The organism is Brevibacillus sp. (assembly GCF_003521185.1).
Taxonomy (GTDB): domain Bacteria; phylum Bacillota; class Bacilli; order Brevibacillales; family Brevibacillaceae; genus Brevibacillus; species Brevibacillus parabrevis.
Window position 1 is genome coordinate 16,549 of the sequence record NZ_DOTK01000057.1, and the last position, 19,481, is coordinate 36,029.

The following is a 19,481-nucleotide window of genomic DNA, read 5'->3' on the forward strand; positions in this document are numbered from 1 at the left end:
GATTGTAGGCTTGTCCCTATATTATAGTATAGCAAGGCAGGCCAAGAAAATGATGAGACGTTGGTAATAGTGCGGGGTTTACTGGCTGCAAGTGGAAGTGGTAAAGTAAGGGTATTCTCTCACTAGCTGTCTAATCGAAAATGATTAAGGAGTTCCACTTATGCGCAAAAAGCTGCTGCCCGGTCTGATCCATCGCCTGCCGCAAAACGCGATGTCGAGGACCATGGGAAAAATTACTGCTTCTCGCTTCAGTCGATTAGCCATTCAGCGATACATCCGTCACTATAAAATCGATTTTTCCATCATAGAAAAGCCCGTATCGGAATACCGGACTCTCAAGGAATTTTTTACGCGCCGCCTGAAACCGGAAGCAAGACCGATCGCCCCTGGACACGATGTTGTCGTAAGCCCGGTGGATGGGACTGTTTCCCAGCTCGGCGACATCTGCGAAGGCACGCTGATTCAGGCAAAAGGAAAAGATTTCACAGTGACTGAACTGCTCGGCGGTTCGGAGCAAGAGGCGAAACGTTATTACGGCGGAAAGTTCATTACAATCTATTTAAGCCCGCGCGACTATCACCGCATACATATGCCAGTGGCGGGGAATCTGGTGAAGTACAGCTACTTGCCTGGACGTCTCTACCCGGTCAATCAGCTCGGAATTGAAAACGTGGAGCGACTGTTTGCCCGCAACGAGCGGCTCGTGACCTACATCGAAACAGATGGTTTGGGCAGCATGGCTTTGGTCAAGGTCGGAGCGCTGTTCGTGGGCAGCGTCAAAGTCTCGTACAATACAGCCACGACGAACATCAAGCACGGCCGACAAACGGACGAACCAATCATCGGCACCCCGCATTACGAAAAAGGCAGCGAGCTAGGCTGGTTCGAGTTTGGTTCAACGGTCATTTTGCTCGTGGAGTCCAGCCAACTGGAATGGGCAGACCGTGTGGAAAAAGGCCAGTCGCTCTTGATGGGGCAAGTGTTGGCGACGATAGAGACGGAGAAGGAATAGTTGTGACTATTCAACTGGGAGCATGGCCGTTTTGTTGAGCATAGCAGTCAGTCCTACTCTCATGGAAACATCAAGCTGGTTTTACAAAAGAGAAAAAGGAGTCCCTTTTTATAAGGGGCTCCTTTTTTAATCAAAGACTGTTTCTAGCTCGCCATATTGAATTAGCACTGGTTCCGAGTACCACCCACGGTTTCTCCCGTATAGGCATTAATAATGTGTGTACCACTTTCGCAGTTGGACTCACGGGTATAGCTAATATGGTATTGTCCATTGGAGTAGGTTACAGCAGTGATTTTAATTGGTCCGAGCGCCGGGTTTTTCGTCAACTGGGTTGTTAAAATTTGCTTGGCTTGTTCTGGTGTCAGCATTTGTTCATGCTGATTCGGGAACAAAAGATTGGGCAAAGGAATAGTTTGTGGCAGAGAAATCATGATAGCCAGTAGCAGTACAAGTGTTGTTTTCAAATGCGTCCTCCTTTTGATTCAAGTTATGAATAAAATTACTTTTCGAGTTCGGCCCCTTCTTGCTTGACTAAAATTTCAGGGGTGGGGTCGTCTTTATGTTTTTCAATGACTTCATAAATGGACTTTGTGTCCAATGTACTTTTAAAATTGGATACTTTCTTTTGTTCGACAGTGTACTTTCCTTGATATTGCCCCATAATAACGTAATGATTTTGTGATTTGTCTTTATTATAGATACTGTCATCTTCCATTAAGAAAAGAAGTACTTTTTCATTATTAGAGAAGTCAGCTTCTGTGTCAGAACTAAATGCAAATTCTCCGGGTATTTCGCCTTTGTATACTCGTACTGTAACAACGTCATTTGATTTAGGAGTTCCTTTTAAAATCGTATCTATTTTAATACTCACATCAGTGTATACAATATCGTTTAATTTTATATCTTTTGGCATTCTTCCACTCGGGGTATTCCACGTTGCAGGGTGAATTTCTAAAACGGTTCCTTCCAAAATTAGAGAGGCGCCAGAAGCTAATTCCTGATTGGTGAAAGTATCCAAATAAGAAGCGATGTGTATCCTTTCAGTAGGTGAGTTGTTCTGTAGGTTAAGCGCCATAGCAGAACCTGTAGTTAAACCCGTTAATATCATCTTTTCCTAGCTGGTACTTGACTGTTCCCGCAGGAGAAACATACATGACAGCATCTTTATTATCTGAATGATCTAAGCCGATGATATGTCCAAATTCATGTACCATAATAGACGGTACATGATATGCAGTTTTAGAAGGTTTGGAAGAATTACTTAGATTGCGTGAACTGTTTAAAATAATGTCTCCTTCAGTGATTATATCCCCTGAATATTTCCACCTTGCATTTGCAGGTGCTTGAGAAGTTCCCATATCAATTTTAAAAACTTCATTTTCTCCATTAATGTTTTCCATCGGATTATTTTGTTTATTTCTATCGCCACTATATTCTAAGGAAAACTTCTTTTTCCGAATCGTATCCCACTGATCAGAAGCCAAAACGATTGAGTCAACACCTTCATCTGAAATTGAACTTGCAATCGAGTAGGTATAATCTACTCCTTTTTCCCAGTGACCTCCATAAGGGTCAAGATTGTACGCGAACGATACTGATGAGTAACCAATTAGTAAGCTGCCTATAAACATTCCTAACAGTTTGGATTTTCTTACCCTTGATTTATTAATCCTCCTGAGTTGATGGTTATATTTGTAAAATATATTAATATATAGGATTTTGTCAATTGAAGTTAAATTTGATGAACGCAAATTTATTGATTGATTCCGACCAAATAATAAGGTTTTAAAGGTCAGCTTCTATATTTTAATTTTTCGACAAAAAATATTTCTCCAAAGCCCAATCCCCGCGAAAATTGACTGAACCCGCTGTTTTCAAGTAAGATCAAAGTTATGTGATACGATTCGGAGGTGGAAGAGATGAGTGCCATCACTCGCAAAGAAGTAGAGCATGTTGCCAATCTGGCCCGTTTGCAGCTGACGGAAGACGAGGCTCTGCAATACACAAAAGACTTGAACGCGATTTTGGAGTTTGCGGCGAAGCTCAACGAACTGGATACATCCAATGTCGAGCCGACCAGCCACGCTACAGACGTGAAAAACGTGATGCGCGAGGACGTCAACAGACCGTCCCTGCCGCGCGAAGAAGTGCTGAAAAACGCACCGGACCACGAAGACGGGCAGTTCAAGGTGCCTGCTGTATTCGAATAACGGGTCAGGAGAACGAGAAGGGAGGAACCCACTGTGTCGCTGTTTGACAAGCGATTGTCGGAAATACATAGCGCTCTGCGCGCAAAAGAGCTTTCGGTAACGGATCTGGTGCAGGCTTCCATCGCAAGCATCAAGGAGCACGATGACAAGATCAAATCCGTCCTGCATGTGGATGAGGAGGGAGCGCTTGCCCATGCTCGCCAGCTGGACGAGCGTCTGGTGAAGGAAAATGAGGAGTTGGGCCTGCTTTTCGGGATGCCGGCGGGTCTGAAAGACAACCTGATCACCAAAGACATCCGCACCACTTGCGCCAGCAAATTTTTGGCCAACTACGATCCTGTGCATGACGGAACGGCTTCCAAAAAAGTGAAGGAAGCGGATGCTGTGATCGTGGCGAAGCTGAACATGGACGAGTTCGCCATGGGCGGCTCCAATGAAAACTCCGGCTTCTTCCCGGCGAAAAACCCGTGGAACACCGATTACGTGCCAGGCGGCTCGTCCGGCGGTTCTGCTGCGGCGATGGCTGCCCGTCACTTCTACTTTACGCTCGGATCGGATACGGGCGGCTCGATTCGCCAGCCGGCTGCTTTTTGCGGCGTTGTCGGCCTGAAGCCTACTTACGGGCGCGTATCCCGCTTCGGTTTGGTCGCATTTGCGTCTTCGCTCGACCAGATCGGCCCGGTTACGAAAAACGTGGAGGATGCGGCATACGTGCTGCAAGCGATTGCCGGACACGATGAGTTCGACTCCACTTCTGCAAATGTAGAAGTGCCGAACTATCTCTCCGCGCTCACTGGCGATGTAAAAGGTTTGCGCATCGGGGTGCCAAAAGAGCTGATCGGGGAAGGCATCGACACAGAGGTGCGCGAGGCTGTGCTTGCTGCCCTGAAACAGCTGGAAAGCTTGGGCGCAACATGGAGCGAAGTTTCCATGCCGCATACCGAATACGCGGTTCCAGCCTATTACTTGCTGTCCTCTTCGGAGGCATCGTCCAACCTGGCCCGTTTTGACGGCGTACGCTACGGTGTGCGCGCAGACAATGCGTCCAACTTGATTGAGCTGTACAAAGAATCCCGCAGCCAAGGCTTCGGTCCGGAAGTAAAACGCCGCATCATGCTCGGTACTTATGCGCTTTCGTCCGGCTACTATGACGCGTACTACAAAAAAGCGCAGCAAGTTCGCACGCTGATCATCCAGGACTTTACCAACATTTTTGCCGATTTCGATGTGATTTTGCATCCGACGACGCCGTCCACGGCTTTCAAAATCGGCGAAAACGCCAACGATCCGGTCAAAATGTACCTGGAAGACATTTGCACCGTACCTGTCAACCTGGCTGGACTGCCAGCGATCAGCGTACCGTGCGGCTTTTCCCAAAACGGTCTGCCGATCGGCTTGCAGATCGTGGGTCGTGCGTTTGACGAATCCACTGTCTTGCGCGTAGCACATGCTTATGAGCAGGCAGCAGGCTACAGCCAGCGCAAGCCGGAATGGGTGAGGGGGTAAAAGGCATGAGCAAGTACGAAACCGTCATCGGCCTGGAAGTCCACGCCGAGCTGTCGACCAACAGTAAAATTTTTTGCGGCTGCCCGACTGAGTTCGGTGCGCCACCGAATACACATACATGCCCGATTTGTTTGGGACATCCGGGCGTTCTTCCCGTAACGAACAAGCAAGCGGTGGAGTTCGCGATGAAAGCGGCGCTTGCGCTCAACTGCGAGATTTCCCGCGAGACGAAGTTCGACCGGAAAAACTACTTTTACCCGGATTCTCCAAAAGCGTACCAAATCTCCCAGTACGACCAGCCGATCGGCTACAATGGCTGGATCGACATCGAGGTCAACGGAGAAACGAAGCGCATCGGCATCACGCGCCTCCACCTGGAGGAAGACGCGGGCAAACTGACGCACAGTGACTTCGGGGGAGAATCGCTGGTCGACTTCAACCGCGTAGGTGTTCCGCTCGTGGAGATCGTCTCCGAGCCGGACATTCGCACACCGGAAGAAGCTCGCGCCTACCTGGAGAAGCTGAAAGCGATCATCCAGTACACGGAAGTGTCCGATGTGCGCATGGAGCAAGGCTCGCTGCGTTGCGATGCCAACGTCTCGATTCGTCCGTACGGGCAAGAAGCGTTCGGAACGAAGACAGAGCTGAAAAACATGAACTCTTTCCGCAACGTGCAGATGGGTCTGGAGTACGAGGTGCTGCGTCAGACGGAGGTTGTTTCTTCCGGCGGCACGATCGTGCAGGAGACACGCCGTTGGGATGAGGCAAACAAAAAGACAATCACGATGCGTTCCAAAGAGGAAGCGCACGACTACCGTTACTTCCCGGACCCTGATTTGGTGCGCATGCAAATTTCCGAAGAGTGGATCGAGGCCGTGCGCGCGACCATTCCGGAATTGCCGGATGCCCGCAAGGCTCGCTATGTGAACGAATACGGCCTGTCGCAAGCGGACGCGGAAGTCATCACGATCTCCAAGGAGACAGCGGATTTCTTCGACGAAACTGTGAAAACAGGAGCGGACGCCAAAGCTGTAGCCAACTGGCTGATGGTTGATTTGCTGGCACATCTCAATGCGAACAACTTGGCGTTTGCCGACGTGAAAATGACAGCGCAAGGCTTGGGCGACATGATCAAGCTGATTGCAGACGGAACCATCTCTTCGAAAATCGCCAAAACCGTCTTCAAAGAGATGGTGGAGACAGGCAAAGAGCCCAAGAAGATCGTCGAAGAAAAAGGACTGGTGCAAATCAGCGACGAGGGCGCCCTGCGTCAAATCGTCGTCGATGCCGTCAACTCCAATCCGCAAGCCGTGGCCGACTACAAGGCCGGAAACGAAAAAGCGGCAGCGTTCTTCGTGGGTCAAGTGATGAAGCAAACCAAAGGCAAAGCGAACCCGCCGATGGTCAACAAGCTGATCCAGGAAGTATTGAGCAGCCTCTAAGGATAAAAGCAGCAGCACGAACCCGAAAAAGGGAGCGTGCTGCTTTTTCTATGTAAAAAGTCGCATTCCAAAATGTCCCATACAAGGTAATATAGATGGTAAGTAGATGATAGGATGGGGGAGCATCGATGAAACGGAAATGGCAAGGAGCAGCTGTTGCTTTGTCTGCAACGATGGTGTTTGCAGGTATGGGAGGAACGGCATTGGCGGCAAGTCCCGGGTCTAGCCCAGCAAGCGCGACTGCTGCGAAAGTCGAAGCAAAGCTGCCTGCGCAAGCGCAAAAAATAGTAACGGCTTTGGAGCAGCTGGAGCCGTGGGTGAAGGCCATGACCGAGCGCGAAATCGATGTGCTTGATGCCGATCAAGGCTATGTGTATTTGGACATGTACGATCCGAAAAATACGAACGTCAGTGCCAGCCTGACTTTTGACAGCAAGACAGGTGAATTGATCAGCTTTGAATCTTCGGTGACAGCGAAAACGGAAAAAGACAGCGCCGTGCCGTCTGACAAGGAAATTTTGCAAAAAGCGATGACGTCGCTAGTCACCCTGCTGGGAGAAGCAAAGCTGAAAGGGCTTGGCTCTCCGGTGTTGTCCGTGTTAGTGCCTGATAGTGAGGAAGCGGAAGCGGGAGGCACGCGGAACAGAGTCTTCTATCCGTTTCTGGTGAACGGGTTGCAAGTAAACGAAGGCAAATACGGAATCGAAGTCAACACGGATGAAGCGGGCCATCTTGTAGCACTGAATGTGTACCGTCTGGATTTGACGGGGATTAAAGTTCCCGATCCGAAATCCGCGCTGACGCCAGAGGCGGTCAAAAAGCAATATTTCATCCCTGACCGATTGGATCTCGGATACATGCAGGAAGGGAAAGACGGCAAGCCCGGCCTGCAATACACATTGCGAGTTTCGCCGATGATTGACGCGACAACGGGAACACAGATTGATCCGACGCGTGGAACTACAATCGACCAAGGCAAGCGCAGCAAGGCAACGATCAAAAACATCACACTTGCGATTCCGGCCAAACCGCTCACGGCCAAAAGCAAGGTCGAAGCAGAAAAGGCAGTAATCAGCCTGTTCGGAATCGATACGAAAAAAGAGTACATCTACCCAGAGGAAGTCGCGGGGGATTACGATCATACGTATACGTGGTTTAATGAAGATCAAGATTACGCGTCCGTAACGTTTGAAAATGAGACGGGCATTTTGATTGCCAGCCAGTTTTTTGCATGGTCGGAGCAAAAGCCGGCTCCTTTGAAAAAGGAAGAGGCGCTGACAAAAGCGGTTGGCTTCCTGGAGCAGGTAGCGCCGGAAAGCTCAGCTTCCTTGCAGGTTGAGATACTCGAACCATACAAAGAGGCACCTTTGGCGGACTGGATGCTGGAACTGCTGGATGGAGAAGAACCGGAGCCGGAGCCAGGTCTGTATTACGCCTTCCTGTTCAGTGAAATGCACAAAGGCTTGCCGATCCTGGATCGCTACCATTGGATTTTGGTGAACAGCGAGGATGGCAAGGTTGCCCAATACTCCACTACGCTGCCGATGAAAAAGGTCGATTTTCCGGATGAAAAGCCAGCGGTGAGCGAGCAGCAGGCGGCTGAAATCATCGCGAAACAACTGCCGCTAAAGCAATCTTATTTGTGGACCAACTTCTACGGCATCCCGGCTCCATCCCTGTCTCTCGTCTACACGGTTGACAACAGCAAAGGCTGGCCATATGTAGATGCAGCCAAAGGCTCGATCGAGTGGATCGAAGACGAGGAATAACAGCGATTTTGTTCAAAAGAAAGACGCGGACATTTTACATGCCCGCGTTTTTTATTTTGCGCAATGCAACTCAACTATGGAGCAAGCAAACTGCACAGATACTCGCAGCTCTCTTAATTCGCAGTGAGCGCCGCGTGGATTTTTTCCAGCAAGCTGACGGCCAGACCCTCATTGCTTTCAATGACCGACAAAAGCTGAATCGCTTGCTGTGCGGTTGCTGGCTCATTTGGTTCACCGCCACTCGGGAAAGGGAACAGCTGGACAAGCTTGTTAAAGTCTTCGGCAATTGTCCGGTAGAGCGCTGCCGCTTCTTTAAGCTGCGGGCGCACCCCATCCAGCGATTCGTCTGTCCATGCATCGGCAACTTCCGCAAAGAAGCGGGAAGCGTTGTTTCGTGCATCGTGTACGACAGCCAAGGTGTAGGCGTTTCCGTTTGGTTCCACGCTTCCTTTTTCAAAAGCTTCCTTCCAAACCGGATAGGCAGCCAAGCCGTTCACGTAGCGATCACTTGGCCCTTCCTGAGTATGGTAATGCTTGAGCGCCGTTGCGATGGCGTTTGCAAGCATGGTGCGCTGGTCGATCGGAAGCGTGCTCTCGATTGCGAGCACAAACAGCTCCTCAATCAGTCCGCGTCCCAGATGCTCATAAGGGATCTTGGCGTCATTGTTGCAGTTGTCGCCAGCATGCAGCAGTTTGCTTGCATCCTCGTAGCCGTAAATCAGCGCAAACTCCGGCATGAACAAGTCCCAGGCGAGCACGGGGCAGCCTTTGTCAAGCGAGCTGTGAATCAACTCGATTGCTTGCGGCAAAAGAGCGGGAAGTTGCCGCTTTTCTCGTGCCGCTGAGCTGAGCAATGTCGGATTCACGAAAGTGGCGTTCGGCCCCGGCGTACCGTCCAGTTGTCCCTGGCAGACGGAGCGTGGCACAAAGCCCATGTTGCGCAGCCCTTCTTCCAGTACGGATTGAAAATCAAACATGGTCGGTCCCGCAATATGAATGTTTTTTGGAACGACAGTCAGGCGAAAAGCGTGGCCGCTTAATCCGATAACGGCTGGCAAAGACAGCTTGCGCTCCGTAAACTCCACTAATCCGTACAACGCCGCTCCACATGTAATCCAGGTCGGCTGCTTCATTGCCTCCGGTTTTCTCAATACAGCTTGTTTCATGATTCCCGCATCCTTTCGCGTCTTCACGTATTGGTCAACCACGACACGAATCCTTTCCTGCATGAGCTTTTTGCGAGAACGGGACAGCACTTGGTAGACATTGGCCTGCGTCATTTCGAACAGATGCGCGATCTCGTGGGGCGCGAGATGGTCAAAAAAGTGCGATTCGACAATTCGGCGCTCCCGCGGATTGAGGCAGTGCAGCAAGCTTTTGATCGTCTCAAACAGTTCACGGCGCACCAATAGCTCTTCGGGGTTGCCGTTGTTTTCGACCGAGGCTGACCAGTTGCGGCCAAGCCTGTGCAAAATACTGTCGAGATCTTCCCAATCAGTAGCTTCAAGCTCGCTCGGCTGTCTCGTCAGGCCGGAAAAGACCTGCTCTTTTGTCTGCGGCCCTTTTTTCAGGCGCGTGTACGCTTGATTGCGCACAATCCGGTGCAGCCAGGGCAGAAAACGGCGGCTGTCGACCAGCGTACCCAGATGAAGAAAGGCGCGAATCAGCGCGTCCTGGACGATGTCTTCGGCAAGAAAAGCTTCCTGGGTATACGAGCGGGCATAGCCGTATACTTTTGCCCGATGCCGCCTCACCAGCTCGCCAAACGCTTCCTGATCCCCGGCTTTTGCCCTTTCCACCAAAATCTCGTCCTGTTCCTGTTGCTCTTCCGCTTGACTGGCAGGCTTGATAACCAAATGATCCATCCCAAATTCTCCTCGTTGTTAGTTGACTTACCGTATAGACTCCCGAGCGCCGGGTTTTCTGACAAAGGTGGCGGATTTGTAAGAAATTCCTCTCTATCCTATAATGAACATACACGAAGCAAAAGGGGGAAGAAAAGGTATGAAGCTGATTTCTGTCACGGGAGAAAGCGTGGCGCCCGGCAAAGGCGGTTCGCCATCCGATACATTTGACCGTTCGATTGCGACATGGGAAGCCAATAACCAGCAAAAAACCGTAACCGTTACATACTGTCGCTATTTCGGCAAAGTGCTGGCCGAGCGGGGGATTTACGACGAGGAGGCGGAAGGCGTGCCAGTCATGCATCTGGTAGCACCGCTTTTTGTGGAAAAGAACCCTGAGCAAAGAGAAACCCGCCACTACATCAACGATACCGAGAGCTTTGTTTCCTTGTTTGCAGGCTTTTCCTTGGCGGCTTGGAAAGATCGCTACGCGAGTGCTTTGAACTGAGTGTCGGCAGTCTCTGGCGGATTGAGGCCCAAACGCCTAAAAGTCGAAACATTCAGATCGGATAATCGGCACATATGCCAAACTTTTGAGAGGGCATGCTAAGGACAACCATTTATTGGAGCTGATTAGCATGTTTTCTTTTTGGATGACGCTTGTTCTTATGGTTTCTGCCCATTCGTCCGGTTTGTCCGGTTTCTCTGGTCTGCCCGGTTTGCCCGATTTGCCAGTAGCGCAAATGCCGCAAGCAGGAGCATGGTCTGCAGCTACTGCCGTCCAGGAGTTCGACGCCTTTTTGCAGGACTGGCGCGGCGGTCAAGAGCTGGCTTCGTTGCGCCATCCGCTGTTTGATCTGACGCGCGTATCGGGAGGCGCGGGAGACGTCCAGACGATTGTATTTTCCGGAGAGGCGCACGGCGACTCGGGGGAAGTCACGCTCATGTTTTATTCGTTAGAAGGTGACCGCATATACTTGCCGCCGGGCACAGTGTCTACAGCCCGCGTTGATGCGAAGCAACGCAAATTCCATATCGCCGCGAAAATACCGCGGGTGCTCCAAGGTCGTACGGGAGTCGTACAGGTGACATTTGCCGGGGAAAAAAGAGCTGCCTATTTGCTCAAGGTACAATTTTGACAACAAAGAAAAGCGAGGGAGAGGAGGACTGCCCTTGATAGAGGTAAAAGGCGCAAGCAAACAGTTTGGGACGGTCACAGCGGTCCGCGATCTGACGTTTCGCGTGGAAGAGGGCGAAGTGTACGGGCTGTTGGGCGAGAACGGAGCCGGCAAGACGACGACGATGCGCATGATGGCGACCATTCTCACGCCGACCGCCGGAGATATCGAGATCAGCGGCTTCTCGGTGCGGGAACAACCGCTGGAGGTGCGCCGCAGGATCGGCATTCTGTTTGGCGGAGAAGTCGGGCTGTACAGTCGTTTGACGGCGCGGGAAAATATCGCTTACTTCGGCAATTTATACGGACTGACTTCCTCACGGGTGCAAGAGAGGATTGACAATTTAAGCCGCATGCTGGACATGGAAGCGTTCATCGACAGGCGTGTCGGGGCCTTTTCCCGGGGAATGAAGCAAAAAGTGGCGATTGCCCGCACGCTTGTCCACGATCCGGACGTCATTTTGCTGGATGAACCGACAACCGGGCTTGACGTGACAGCCGCCACGATTTTTCGCCGGATGGTGACCAGGCTGCAAGAGGAAGGAAAAACGATCCTCTTTTCCAGCCACAACATGGGCGAGATCAGCAAGCTGTGCAAACGGATCGCGTTGATGCACAAAGGCAAGCTGCGCTTCTCCGGGGATTTGGCCGCATTGCGCAAGCAGTACGGAACGGACGATTTGGACGATATCTTCATGGCAGTCGTGGAAGGGGGCGAGCTGTGATGGGCTGGCAAATCATCTGGACTGTCTTGAAAAAAGAGCTGCTGGATTTGTTTCGGGACAGAAAAGCGTGGATCGGGACTTTTCTTGTGCCGCTGGTCATCATCCCGTTTGTGTTTTTTCTGCTGGGCAATTCCTACAGCAATGTAGAAAAAGAAGCGCGGGAGTACGTGCCGCTGGCGATTCACGGCTCCTCCCCGCTGATTGACATGCTGGCAAAAAATCCGGGCGTGCGCCTGATCGAGTCTGCTGATCCCGAGCAAGCGCTGCAAGCGGGACAGCTCCGCGCGATCATCACGATCCCGGAGCGGTTCGACGAGGAAATCAAGGCAGGGAACACCGCCAAGCTGCTCGTCGCTTTTGACTCGACCAATACGAAGTCGGTCTACGCACGCGATCTGATCAAGCAAACGGTGGAGGCATACAGCAAAGAAATCGTGGCGAAGCGTTTGCAGCAAGCAGGCATGTCCGAAGCAGCGATTCAGCCGATCGCCGCTGATTTCCAGAACGTCGCGACAGAAGAAAGAAAGTCGGGCGGGATGCTGGCAGGCTTTATCCCGTTAATGCTCGTGGTTTCTCTCGCTTCGGGAGGGATCGCTGCGGCTAACGACCTCGTTGCGGGCGAAAAAGAGCGCGGGACAATGGAGTCGCTCCTGACTGCGCCAATCGCGGCCAACCATATTCTCACGGCAAAGCTTGTGGCTGTAATGATGATGAGCATGTTGAGCGCGATTGCTTCACTCATTTCCGTATCGCTCGTGTTCAGCATGGGGCCGCTCGGTGGGGGAGACAATGCTGCCTTTTCCTTCGCGTTTTTGTCGCCAGCCACTCTGTTGGTGCTGATCGTGGTGATTTTGCTTATGGCGGCGACTTTTGCCGGACTGGAGCTGATGCTCAGCACGATTGCCAAGTCGTTCAAAGAAGGGCAGACGTATATGAGCGCCGTGATCTTTCTGGCGATGGTGCCGTCGTACATGCTGATGCCGCAAAGTCCGGTGGACATCGCCGAGCATTATTACGTGTTGCCCGTCTTCAACGGCGTGGCGCTTTGCAAGGAAGTGTTTTACGGCAAGGTCGATCCGCTGCATGCCCTGCTTGGCATCGGTTCTTCGCTTGTGTACGTAGCGATTACGATTGCTTTCGCATCACGGCTGTTTCGCAGAGAGGGAGCGGGATTAAAAAACTGATCGGAGGATACTGACTGTCTGTTTTTTTCATGTGTCGCTGCCATTTGAAGAAAGCTGGTGAAATGGTTGTGAAGCCGCTGTATCTGGGAGTGCTGTATATTTTGGCCTCGGCTGCGGGGTTTGGCGTGATGTCCATTTTTGCCGTCTACGCCTACGGAGCCGGGGTTTCGGTTTCCACGCTTTTGTTTTTGCGCTTTTTGTTCGCCGCAGGGCTGTTTTTTGGCTTGCTTGCCTTGCGTAAAGAGTCGCTGCGGCTGAATCGGCGCCAGGTGCTTGCCCTGTTTTGTTTGGGCGGGGTGTTGTATACGCTGCAATCGCTCAGTTTTTTCTCGGCGGTTCAGCACATCCCGACCTCGATGGCAGCGCTGTTGCTTTATACGTTCCCCGTGTTTGTAGCTGTATTGAGTTATTTTGTGGATAAAGAGCCGCTGACGCGCAAGACCGTTTTTGCCATGCTGCTGTCTCTGGTGGGGCTTGGACTGGTGCTTGGGCTATCGTTTGGCGGGGTTAAAATGCTCGGCGTCTTGCTCGCGCTTGCGGCAGCGCTGTTCTACTCGGTGTACATCATCGTGGGCAATCGGATCGTCAAAGGATTGTCGCCATATGTGACCTCGGGGTACATCTCGTTGTTTGCAGCCGTGTCGACCTTTTTGATCGCGCAAAAGGATGGCGGCGTCGATCTGGCTTTTGCGCCAACTGGCTGGTGGGCTTTGGGCGGCATCGTCGTTTTTTCTACGGTGATGGCGATCAGCTTTTTCTTCCGCGGCCTTCAACTGATCAGTTCGACAAAAGCTTCCGTGCTCAGCACATTTGAGCCGGTCGTGACCTTTTTCTTTTCGGCTCTGTTGTTCGGCGAGGCGTTCAGCATGCTGCAACTGCTCGGCGGAGGTGCTGTGCTGGCGGGAGCGGCCCTGATCGTGGCGGGGAATGATGCGAAGTCCAGTCAGGTTCAGCAGGTCCAGGAAGGCGTGAATACGTAAAGCCGCTTGCCTGCCTCCAAAAATAAAACAGCGCTCCTGCGCGGCACATACGCTGCGGACAGGAGCGCTGTTCTTTTTTAGGGAAAGGTAACAAACAAACTAGGCTTCCATCCGGGAGCGGATCAGCCAGCCAGCGCCGTACACGCCAGCGTCGTTGCCAAGAGTGGCAGGCAAAATTTGTGTGGATTCTACGACGTAGGTGAAGGGAACAAATCGGGTAAACGAATCGCGGATGCGCGAAAAGAGGAAGTCTCCTGCTGCCGCTACGCCGCCCCCAATCACAAACTTGACCGGGTTCAGCACGATAGCCAGGTGGGACAGCGCAAGCCCCAGATAGAGCGCCACCTGATCGGCGATGGCGAGTGAGGCTGCGTCGCCTGCTATAGCTGCGTCGAATACGTCTTTTGCCCCGATCTTGCCTGTCTCGGCAAGTACGCGGGCGAGGCGCGGGCTTGTTCCGTTCGTTGCGGCCAGATGCCCTTCGCGAATAATGGCCGTGGCAGAAGTGAACGTTTCCAGGCAGCCTGTTTTCCCGCAATTGCAAGGTGCTCCGCCAGTAGGGGCCATCGTAATGTGTCCAATCTCGCCGCCGACCCCGTTCATGCCGTGAATTACATTTCCGTTCAAAATGACACCGCCGCCGACGCCCGTTCCAATCGTAATCAGCACGAGGTCTTGTGCGCCTTGCCCGGCCCCTTGCCACATTTCGCCCAGTGCTGCCGCATTGGCATCGTTGTCAACTTCGACGGGACGCCCTGTAAGTGCTTCCAGCTTTTGTTTCAGCAAAACCGGCTTGGTCCAGTGCAAGTTGACCGCCTGCATCACGATGCCGTTTTTCGCGTCGATCGGTCCGGGGATGCCGACCCCGATTCCACTCGCCTGTTCCAGACTATAGCCGTGCTCGTGCAAAAGGGCGCGGGTCATCCCTGCGATTTTTTGCAAAACGCCGTCTTCGCCTTCTGCAACAGGTGTCGGTTCCTGGATTTTGGCTACAAGCTCGCCGTTCGGTGTAATCAACGCCATTTTGATGGCTGTTCCGCCCACATCAACACCAACGATGATTTGTTTCACAACCGTCCCCCCACTCTCCTTTTTCCCATCTTTTTCTATCTTATCACGCTACATTCCGCATAGCGATTCCCAAAAATGGCTATACAGGATATGATGGAAGGAAGTACACCCGCGAGCGAGGGAAGGAAGAAGGGATCTGCCTTGAAACGAGCCAGATTAATCTATAATCCAAGCTCCGGCCGGGAGATCGTGCGTCGGCGATTGCCGGATATTCTCGATTTGATGGAGTCGGCCGGATACGAGACATCCTGTCATGCAACCAGAGGGGAAGATGACGCGACCGAAGAGGCTGCCCGAGCGGTAGCCCGCGGCTTTGACGTCATCCTGGCTGCTGGTGGAGACGGAACCATATACGAAGTCGTGAACGGGATGGCAGAGCAAAAAGCTCGCCCAACCCTTGGAATTATCCCCTGCGGCACCAGCAACGATTTTGCCCGAGCGGTAGGCATCCCCAAGTCGATCACACGCGCTACGGAAATCATCGCCAAGGGCAAGAAAAAGCGCATCGACCTGGGGCGAATCAACAATCGCTACTTCATGAACATCGCAGGCGGCGGCTCGCTCACCAACCTGACGTACGAAGTCCCGAGCAAGCTGAAGACGCTCATGGGACAGATGGCGTACTACGTCAAAGGCTTGGAGAAGCTGCCGTCCCTGCACCCGATCCGCGTCCGCTTGGAGAGCCGCAAGGAAGTGCTTTTGGATGAAGAGATCATGGTGTTCCTCATTGCCAACAGCCACTCGGTAGGCGGCTTCGACAAGCTTGCCCCGGAAGCGGACTTGTCAGACGGCAAGCTGGATGTCATCGTCGTCAAAAAGATGAACATCGCCGAGTTTATTCGCCTCGCTACACAGGCGGTTCGCGGCGAGCATTTGCGGGACCCAAACATTTTGTATTTCCAGGCAGACTACATCAAAGCGACCTCGCCATCCGGCGAAGTGGTCCAGCTCAACCTGGATGGCGAGCTGGGCGGGCAGTTGCCTTGTGTCGTGGAAGCTTTGCCAGGTCATATCGAGTTGTTCGTCCCGTAGGAAGATAGTAAAATGAATAGCAACAAGCCGTAGGGATGCCGCTTTCGCTGTGCATCCCTGCCTGTTTGCTACGGAAAACAGGCGAGGCAGACAGAGCGCGAGACAAAAGGAGCAAAAGAAAAGTGGCGAAAACAACAAAAAGACGGCGCAGACCGCAGCAAACTGCCAAGGTAGAGCTGGACGTTCCGGTTCGTGTCGGACAAACTGTGGAAGTGGAGATAACCGGACTGAACCACGAAGGCGCTGGCGTCGGCCGGATTGAAGGATATACGCTGTTCGTCGACGGCGCACTCGCAGGAGAGCGCGTCCATGCGCGCGTCGACCATGTCAAAAAGAACTTCGGCTTCGCCAAACTGACCAAAGTGTCAGTAGCGAGCACATTCCGCTCACAGCCGCCCTGTCCGCTGTACGACCGTTGCGGCGGCTGTTCGCTGCAGCACTTGGCATACGAGGAGCAACTGCGTCACAAGCAGCAAATCGTGCGGGACAACCTGCGGCGCATCGGCGGCTTCCAGGTGGAGGGAGACGGAGCAATCACCGTTCACCCGACACTCGGCATGAGCGAGCCGTGGCGTTACCGCAACAAGGCCCAAGTGCCAATCGGTGAGGAAAACGGCGCCTTGGTCGGCGGATTTTACGCCGAAAAGTCCCATTCCATCATCGACATGCACGAATGCCTCATCCAGCACCAAAAAAACGACGAGGCGGTCGCAACGGTGAAGAAGGCCGCAACTGCCCTTGGCATCAAGCCATACGATGAAGTGCGCGGCTCAGGCTTGCTCCGCCATGTGGTCGTCAAAGTCGGGGTCAAGACGGGAGAAGTCATGGTCGTGCTCGTGACGACCGAGGAGACGATTCCGCAGCGTGACAAGCTCGTGGAAGCGATCCGCACCGAGGTGGCGGGCGTAACGAGCATCGTGCAAAACATCAACCCGGACAAGACCAACGTCATTTTCGGCAAAAAGACGGTAACGCTCTGGGGCAGCGATGTCATCTACGATTACATCGGAGCGATCAAATTCGCCATCTCGGCGCGCTCGTTCTACCAGGTCAACCCCGCCCAGACGGAAGTGCTGTACAATAAAACGCTGGAATACGCCGGAGCGACAGGAACCGAAACGGTCATCGACGCCTACTGCGGCATCGGAACGATCTCGCTCTTTTTGGCGCAAAAGTCCAAGCATGTCTACGGCGTGGAAATCGTCCCAGAAGCGATCGAGGACGCCAACCGCAACGCCAAGCTGAACGGTGTGGAAAACGCAACGTTCGAGGCAGGCCCCGCGGAGGTCGTGATTCCCGCGTGGAAAGAGCAAGGAATACGGGCCGATGTAATTGTCGTCGACCCGCCACGCAAGGGCTGCGACGAGGCGCTGTTGACGACGATTTTGGAGATGCAACCAGAGCGCGTGGTGTACGTGTCGTGCAACCCGTCCACGCTGGCCCGGGATTTGAAGGTGTTGGCGGAGAAGTACGAGGTGCGGGAAGTGCAGCCGGTGGATATGTTTCCGCATACGGCGCATGTGGAGAGTGTGACGTTGTTAAAACTTAAGTGCTAGATAAAGAAAAGGCTAAATTCCTTGATAGATCAAGGCTTTAGTCTTTTTGTTTTTATACATACCCTTGCTTTTATTGATATAAAAACGGAAATGCCCACATTTTGACCACATATTCACAAAATACATAATCCGTTTTTACTAGTTTCCATGTAAAAACAATACTATTGAACTATTTCCACATTATTATGCTATTATAAATAGTAGTTCCTTTTTTTGAGATATTTACCTTAATTAAACACCCGAAAATTATATCATGAAGGGATGCGGAATATGGACTTAAGAGATTTTTTTGATCCTTATGAAAGAAAGGCCAGAATTTACCCGGCATTAATTATTCTATTCCCTGCCTTTATCGCAACGTATTGTTTGTTTTCTGATTTAAGAGATTTATTGTCAACAGTAATTGGATCTGTTTTCTTTGTTGGAATTTCATATTTTTTAGGCAAAATGTCAAGGGAAATTGGCAAGAAAAAACAAGAAAAACTAAAAATGAAATGGGACGGCATGCCCACTTTGAGGTTTTTACGACATAGAGACGAAACTATCGATGATTACACAAAAGCAAGATACCACAAATATCTTGAAAGCCATGTTCCAAACCTTAAATTACCTACTCAACAGGAAGAATTAGCTGACCCTCAAAAAGCTGATCTCATTTATGAATCTGCTATAAAATGGCTTCTAAATAAAACAAGAGATACTCAAAAATATAGCTTGTTATTTAGTGAAAATATTAGTTACGGCTTTGCTAGAAACTTTTGGAGTATGAAAGTTTGGGGGATTGCTATTAACTTACTCGTTTTAACAGCTACCATTTTCTTAATAGATAATCGATATAGTTTTGACTTGACAATAGTGCCTGTTGAAGTGTGGTTGTCGGTTACGGTAACTATCATTATTTTAATATTCACTATATTTTTCCGAGAAGTGAATGTCCATTCAAAAGCAAAGGCATATGCACGCACTTTACTAGAAGTATGTGATGAACAGGAAGAAAATAATACTACAGAACGGAGCATCTCTATATGAGTACTATTAAATCATTCTCTGTTGGTAACGGAGATACCTTTTATATTAATCATAATTCAGATAACTTCACAATCATTGATTGCTGCTTATCGGATGAAAATAAAGAAAAAATAGTAAATGAAATTTCGACAGAATCAAAAAAGAAGGGCATTACAAGGTTTATTTCCACTCATCCAGATGAAGATCACATATGCGGATTGGAATATTTAGATGAGAAGCTACAGATTTCAAATTTTTACTGTATTAAAAATGAAGCCACAAAATGTGATGAAAGCCAAGATTTTAAAAAGTACTGCGAACTTAGGGATTCTAATAAAGCCTTTTATATCTATAAAGGATGTAGTAGAAAATGGATGAATCTTAAGGATGATGAACGTGGAAGCTCAGGAATAAGCATTTTATGGCCAGATGTGGAAAATACCGACTTCCAAGATGCACTAGCCAAGGCAAAAAACAGTGAAAGTCCTAATAATATTTCGGCAATCATAAAATATCACTTAGAAGATGGTGTAAGGACATTATGGATGGGAGATTTGGAAACAGATTTTATGGAAAAAATTAAAGATGAGGTTGATTGGCCCGAAGTAGACATTCTATTCGCCCCTCATCATGGACGAGAAAGTGGAAAAGTTCCAACTGATATACTTGAACAGTTAAACCCCAAGATAATCATTATTGGTGAAGCTCCGTCTAAACACTTAAATTATTATTCTGGCTATAACAAAATTACTCAAAATTCAGCGGGAGATATTATATTTGAATGTGAAACAAAGAAGGTTCATATTTTTGTATCAAGCGACAAATATCAAGTGGATTTTTTGGATAACGAAAGCCTCAGTAGTAGCAATAACAAGAACTATATTGGTACACTAAATTTATAAAAGAAAGAAGTGTAGTTTTTTCCTACACTTCTTTCTTTTAGTGCGCCCAGCATGGGCGATAGC

General features: G+C 50.7%; 19 protein-coding genes. 14 read left to right on the forward strand and 5 right to left on the reverse strand.

The window, feature by feature from the left end; all coding sequences use genetic code 11:
• Window positions 1–160: 160 nt before the first annotated feature.
• Complete coding sequence (gene asd, locus DEP07_RS17820) at window positions 161–1,012, forward strand: archaetidylserine decarboxylase (protein WP_122965533.1); 852 nt, start codon at window positions 161–163, stop codon at window positions 1,010–1,012.
• A gap of 161 nt (window positions 1,013–1,173) precedes the next feature.
• Here the strand turns inward: asd and DEP07_RS17825 are convergent, their stop codons facing one another.
• From DEP07_RS17825 to DEP07_RS17835, 3 genes are read right to left on the reverse strand one after another with little or no spacing between them, the layout of a single operon-like run.
• Window positions 1,174–1,476, reverse strand: coding sequence for a hypothetical protein (locus tag DEP07_RS17825; protein WP_122965532.1), 303 nt, complete (start codon window positions 1,474–1,476; stop codon window positions 1,174–1,176).
• Window positions 1,477–1,511: 35 nt separating this feature from the next.
• Complete coding sequence (locus tag DEP07_RS17830) at window positions 1,512–2,087, reverse strand: hypothetical protein (RefSeq protein ID WP_287102823.1); 576 nt, start codon at window positions 2,085–2,087, stop codon at window positions 1,512–1,514.
• Window positions 2,077–2,496, reverse strand: coding sequence for a matrixin family metalloprotease (locus DEP07_RS17835; RefSeq protein WP_217022562.1), 420 nt, complete (start codon window positions 2,494–2,496; stop codon window positions 2,077–2,079). The genes DEP07_RS17830 and DEP07_RS17835 overlap by 11 nt, the downstream gene beginning before the upstream one ends.
• Before the next feature lie 435 nt (window positions 2,497–2,931).
• Here DEP07_RS17835 and gatC point away from each other — a divergent pair, with 435 nt between their 5' ends.
• The 4 genes from gatC (at window position 2,932) to DEP07_RS17855 (ending at window position 7,939) form a co-directional block, all read left to right on the forward strand.
• Window positions 2,932–3,222 carry an Asp-tRNA(Asn)/Glu-tRNA(Gln) amidotransferase subunit GatC gene (gene gatC / locus DEP07_RS17840; RefSeq protein ID WP_122965529.1) on the forward strand — a complete coding sequence of 97 codons (291 nt, stop codon included), beginning with the start codon at window positions 2,932–2,934 and terminating at the stop codon, window positions 3,220–3,222.
• A 33-nt stretch (window positions 3,223–3,255) separates the two neighbouring features.
• Window positions 3,256–4,728 carry an Asp-tRNA(Asn)/Glu-tRNA(Gln) amidotransferase subunit GatA gene (gene gatA / locus DEP07_RS17845; protein ID WP_173597859.1) on the forward strand — a complete coding sequence of 491 codons (1,473 nt, stop codon included), beginning with the start codon at window positions 3,256–3,258 and terminating at the stop codon, window positions 4,726–4,728.
• Window positions 4,729–4,733: 5 nt separating this feature from the next.
• Window positions 4,734–6,170, forward strand: coding sequence for an Asp-tRNA(Asn)/Glu-tRNA(Gln) amidotransferase subunit GatB (gene gatB, locus DEP07_RS17850; protein WP_122965527.1), 1,437 nt, complete (start codon window positions 4,734–4,736; stop codon window positions 6,168–6,170).
• Window positions 6,171–6,298: 128 nt separating this feature from the next.
• A complete protein-coding gene (locus DEP07_RS17855; RefSeq protein WP_287102824.1) occupies window positions 6,299–7,939 on the forward strand; it encodes a YcdB/YcdC domain-containing protein in 1,641 nt (546 codons plus the stop codon).
• A 113-nt stretch (window positions 7,940–8,052) separates the two neighbouring features.
• Here the strand turns inward: DEP07_RS17855 and DEP07_RS17860 are convergent, their stop codons facing one another.
• Complete coding sequence (locus tag DEP07_RS17860) at window positions 8,053–9,804, reverse strand: RNA polymerase sigma factor (protein ID WP_274874831.1); 1,752 nt, start codon at window positions 9,802–9,804, stop codon at window positions 8,053–8,055.
• Between the two features lie 139 nt (window positions 9,805–9,943).
• On the opposite strand from DEP07_RS17860, the gene DEP07_RS17865 reads away from it, so the two are divergent.
• The 5 genes from DEP07_RS17865 (at window position 9,944) to DEP07_RS17885 (ending at window position 13,849) form a co-directional block, all read left to right on the forward strand.
• On the forward strand, window positions 9,944–10,291 hold the full coding sequence (locus tag DEP07_RS17865; protein ID WP_280648998.1) for a hypothetical protein: 348 nt from the start codon (window positions 9,944–9,946) through the stop codon (window positions 10,289–10,291).
• 130 nt (window positions 10,292–10,421) lie between these two features.
• Entirely contained in the window at window positions 10,422–10,922 is a 501-nt protein-coding gene (locus tag DEP07_RS17870) for a hypothetical protein (protein ID WP_280648999.1), read from the forward strand.
• Between the two features lie 34 nt (window positions 10,923–10,956).
• Entirely contained in the window at window positions 10,957–11,685 is a 729-nt protein-coding gene (locus DEP07_RS17875) for an ABC transporter ATP-binding protein (RefSeq protein WP_173599470.1), read from the forward strand.
• Window positions 11,685–12,869: an ABC transporter permease gene (locus tag DEP07_RS17880; RefSeq protein ID WP_122965521.1), complete on the forward strand. Its 1,185-nt coding sequence runs from the start codon at window positions 11,685–11,687 to the stop codon at window positions 12,867–12,869. Before DEP07_RS17875 ends, DEP07_RS17880 begins: the two co-directional genes overlap by 1 nt.
• Before the next feature lie 44 nt (window positions 12,870–12,913).
• Window positions 12,914–13,849 carry a DMT family transporter gene (locus DEP07_RS17885; protein ID WP_233454104.1) on the forward strand — a complete coding sequence of 312 codons (936 nt, stop codon included), beginning with the start codon at window positions 12,914–12,916 and terminating at the stop codon, window positions 13,847–13,849.
• A gap of 99 nt (window positions 13,850–13,948) precedes the next feature.
• Here the strand turns inward: DEP07_RS17885 and DEP07_RS17890 are convergent, their stop codons facing one another.
• Window positions 13,949–14,920: an ROK family glucokinase gene (locus tag DEP07_RS17890; protein ID WP_287102825.1), complete on the reverse strand. Its 972-nt coding sequence runs from the start codon at window positions 14,918–14,920 to the stop codon at window positions 13,949–13,951.
• Between the two features lie 141 nt (window positions 14,921–15,061).
• Here DEP07_RS17890 and DEP07_RS17895 point away from each other — a divergent pair, with 141 nt between their 5' ends.
• The 4 genes from DEP07_RS17895 to DEP07_RS17910 all read left to right on the forward strand — a co-directional run bounded on the left by DEP07_RS17895 (window position 15,062) and on the right by DEP07_RS17910 (window position 19,418).
• Window positions 15,062–15,952 carry a diacylglycerol kinase gene (locus DEP07_RS17895; RefSeq protein WP_122965519.1) on the forward strand — a complete coding sequence of 297 codons (891 nt, stop codon included), beginning with the start codon at window positions 15,062–15,064 and terminating at the stop codon, window positions 15,950–15,952.
• Between the two features lie 122 nt (window positions 15,953–16,074).
• Window positions 16,075–17,508: a 23S rRNA (uracil(1939)-C(5))-methyltransferase RlmD gene (gene rlmD, locus DEP07_RS17900; protein WP_173599473.1), complete on the forward strand. Its 1,434-nt coding sequence runs from the start codon at window positions 16,075–16,077 to the stop codon at window positions 17,506–17,508.
• 270 nt (window positions 17,509–17,778) lie between these two features.
• A complete protein-coding gene (locus DEP07_RS17905; RefSeq protein ID WP_173599474.1) occupies window positions 17,779–18,537 on the forward strand; it encodes a hypothetical protein in 759 nt (252 codons plus the stop codon).
• On the forward strand, window positions 18,534–19,418 hold the full coding sequence (locus tag DEP07_RS17910; RefSeq protein WP_173599475.1) for a hypothetical protein: 885 nt from the start codon (window positions 18,534–18,536) through the stop codon (window positions 19,416–19,418). Before DEP07_RS17905 ends, DEP07_RS17910 begins: the two co-directional genes overlap by 4 nt.
• Window positions 19,419–19,481: the final 63 nt, after the last annotated feature.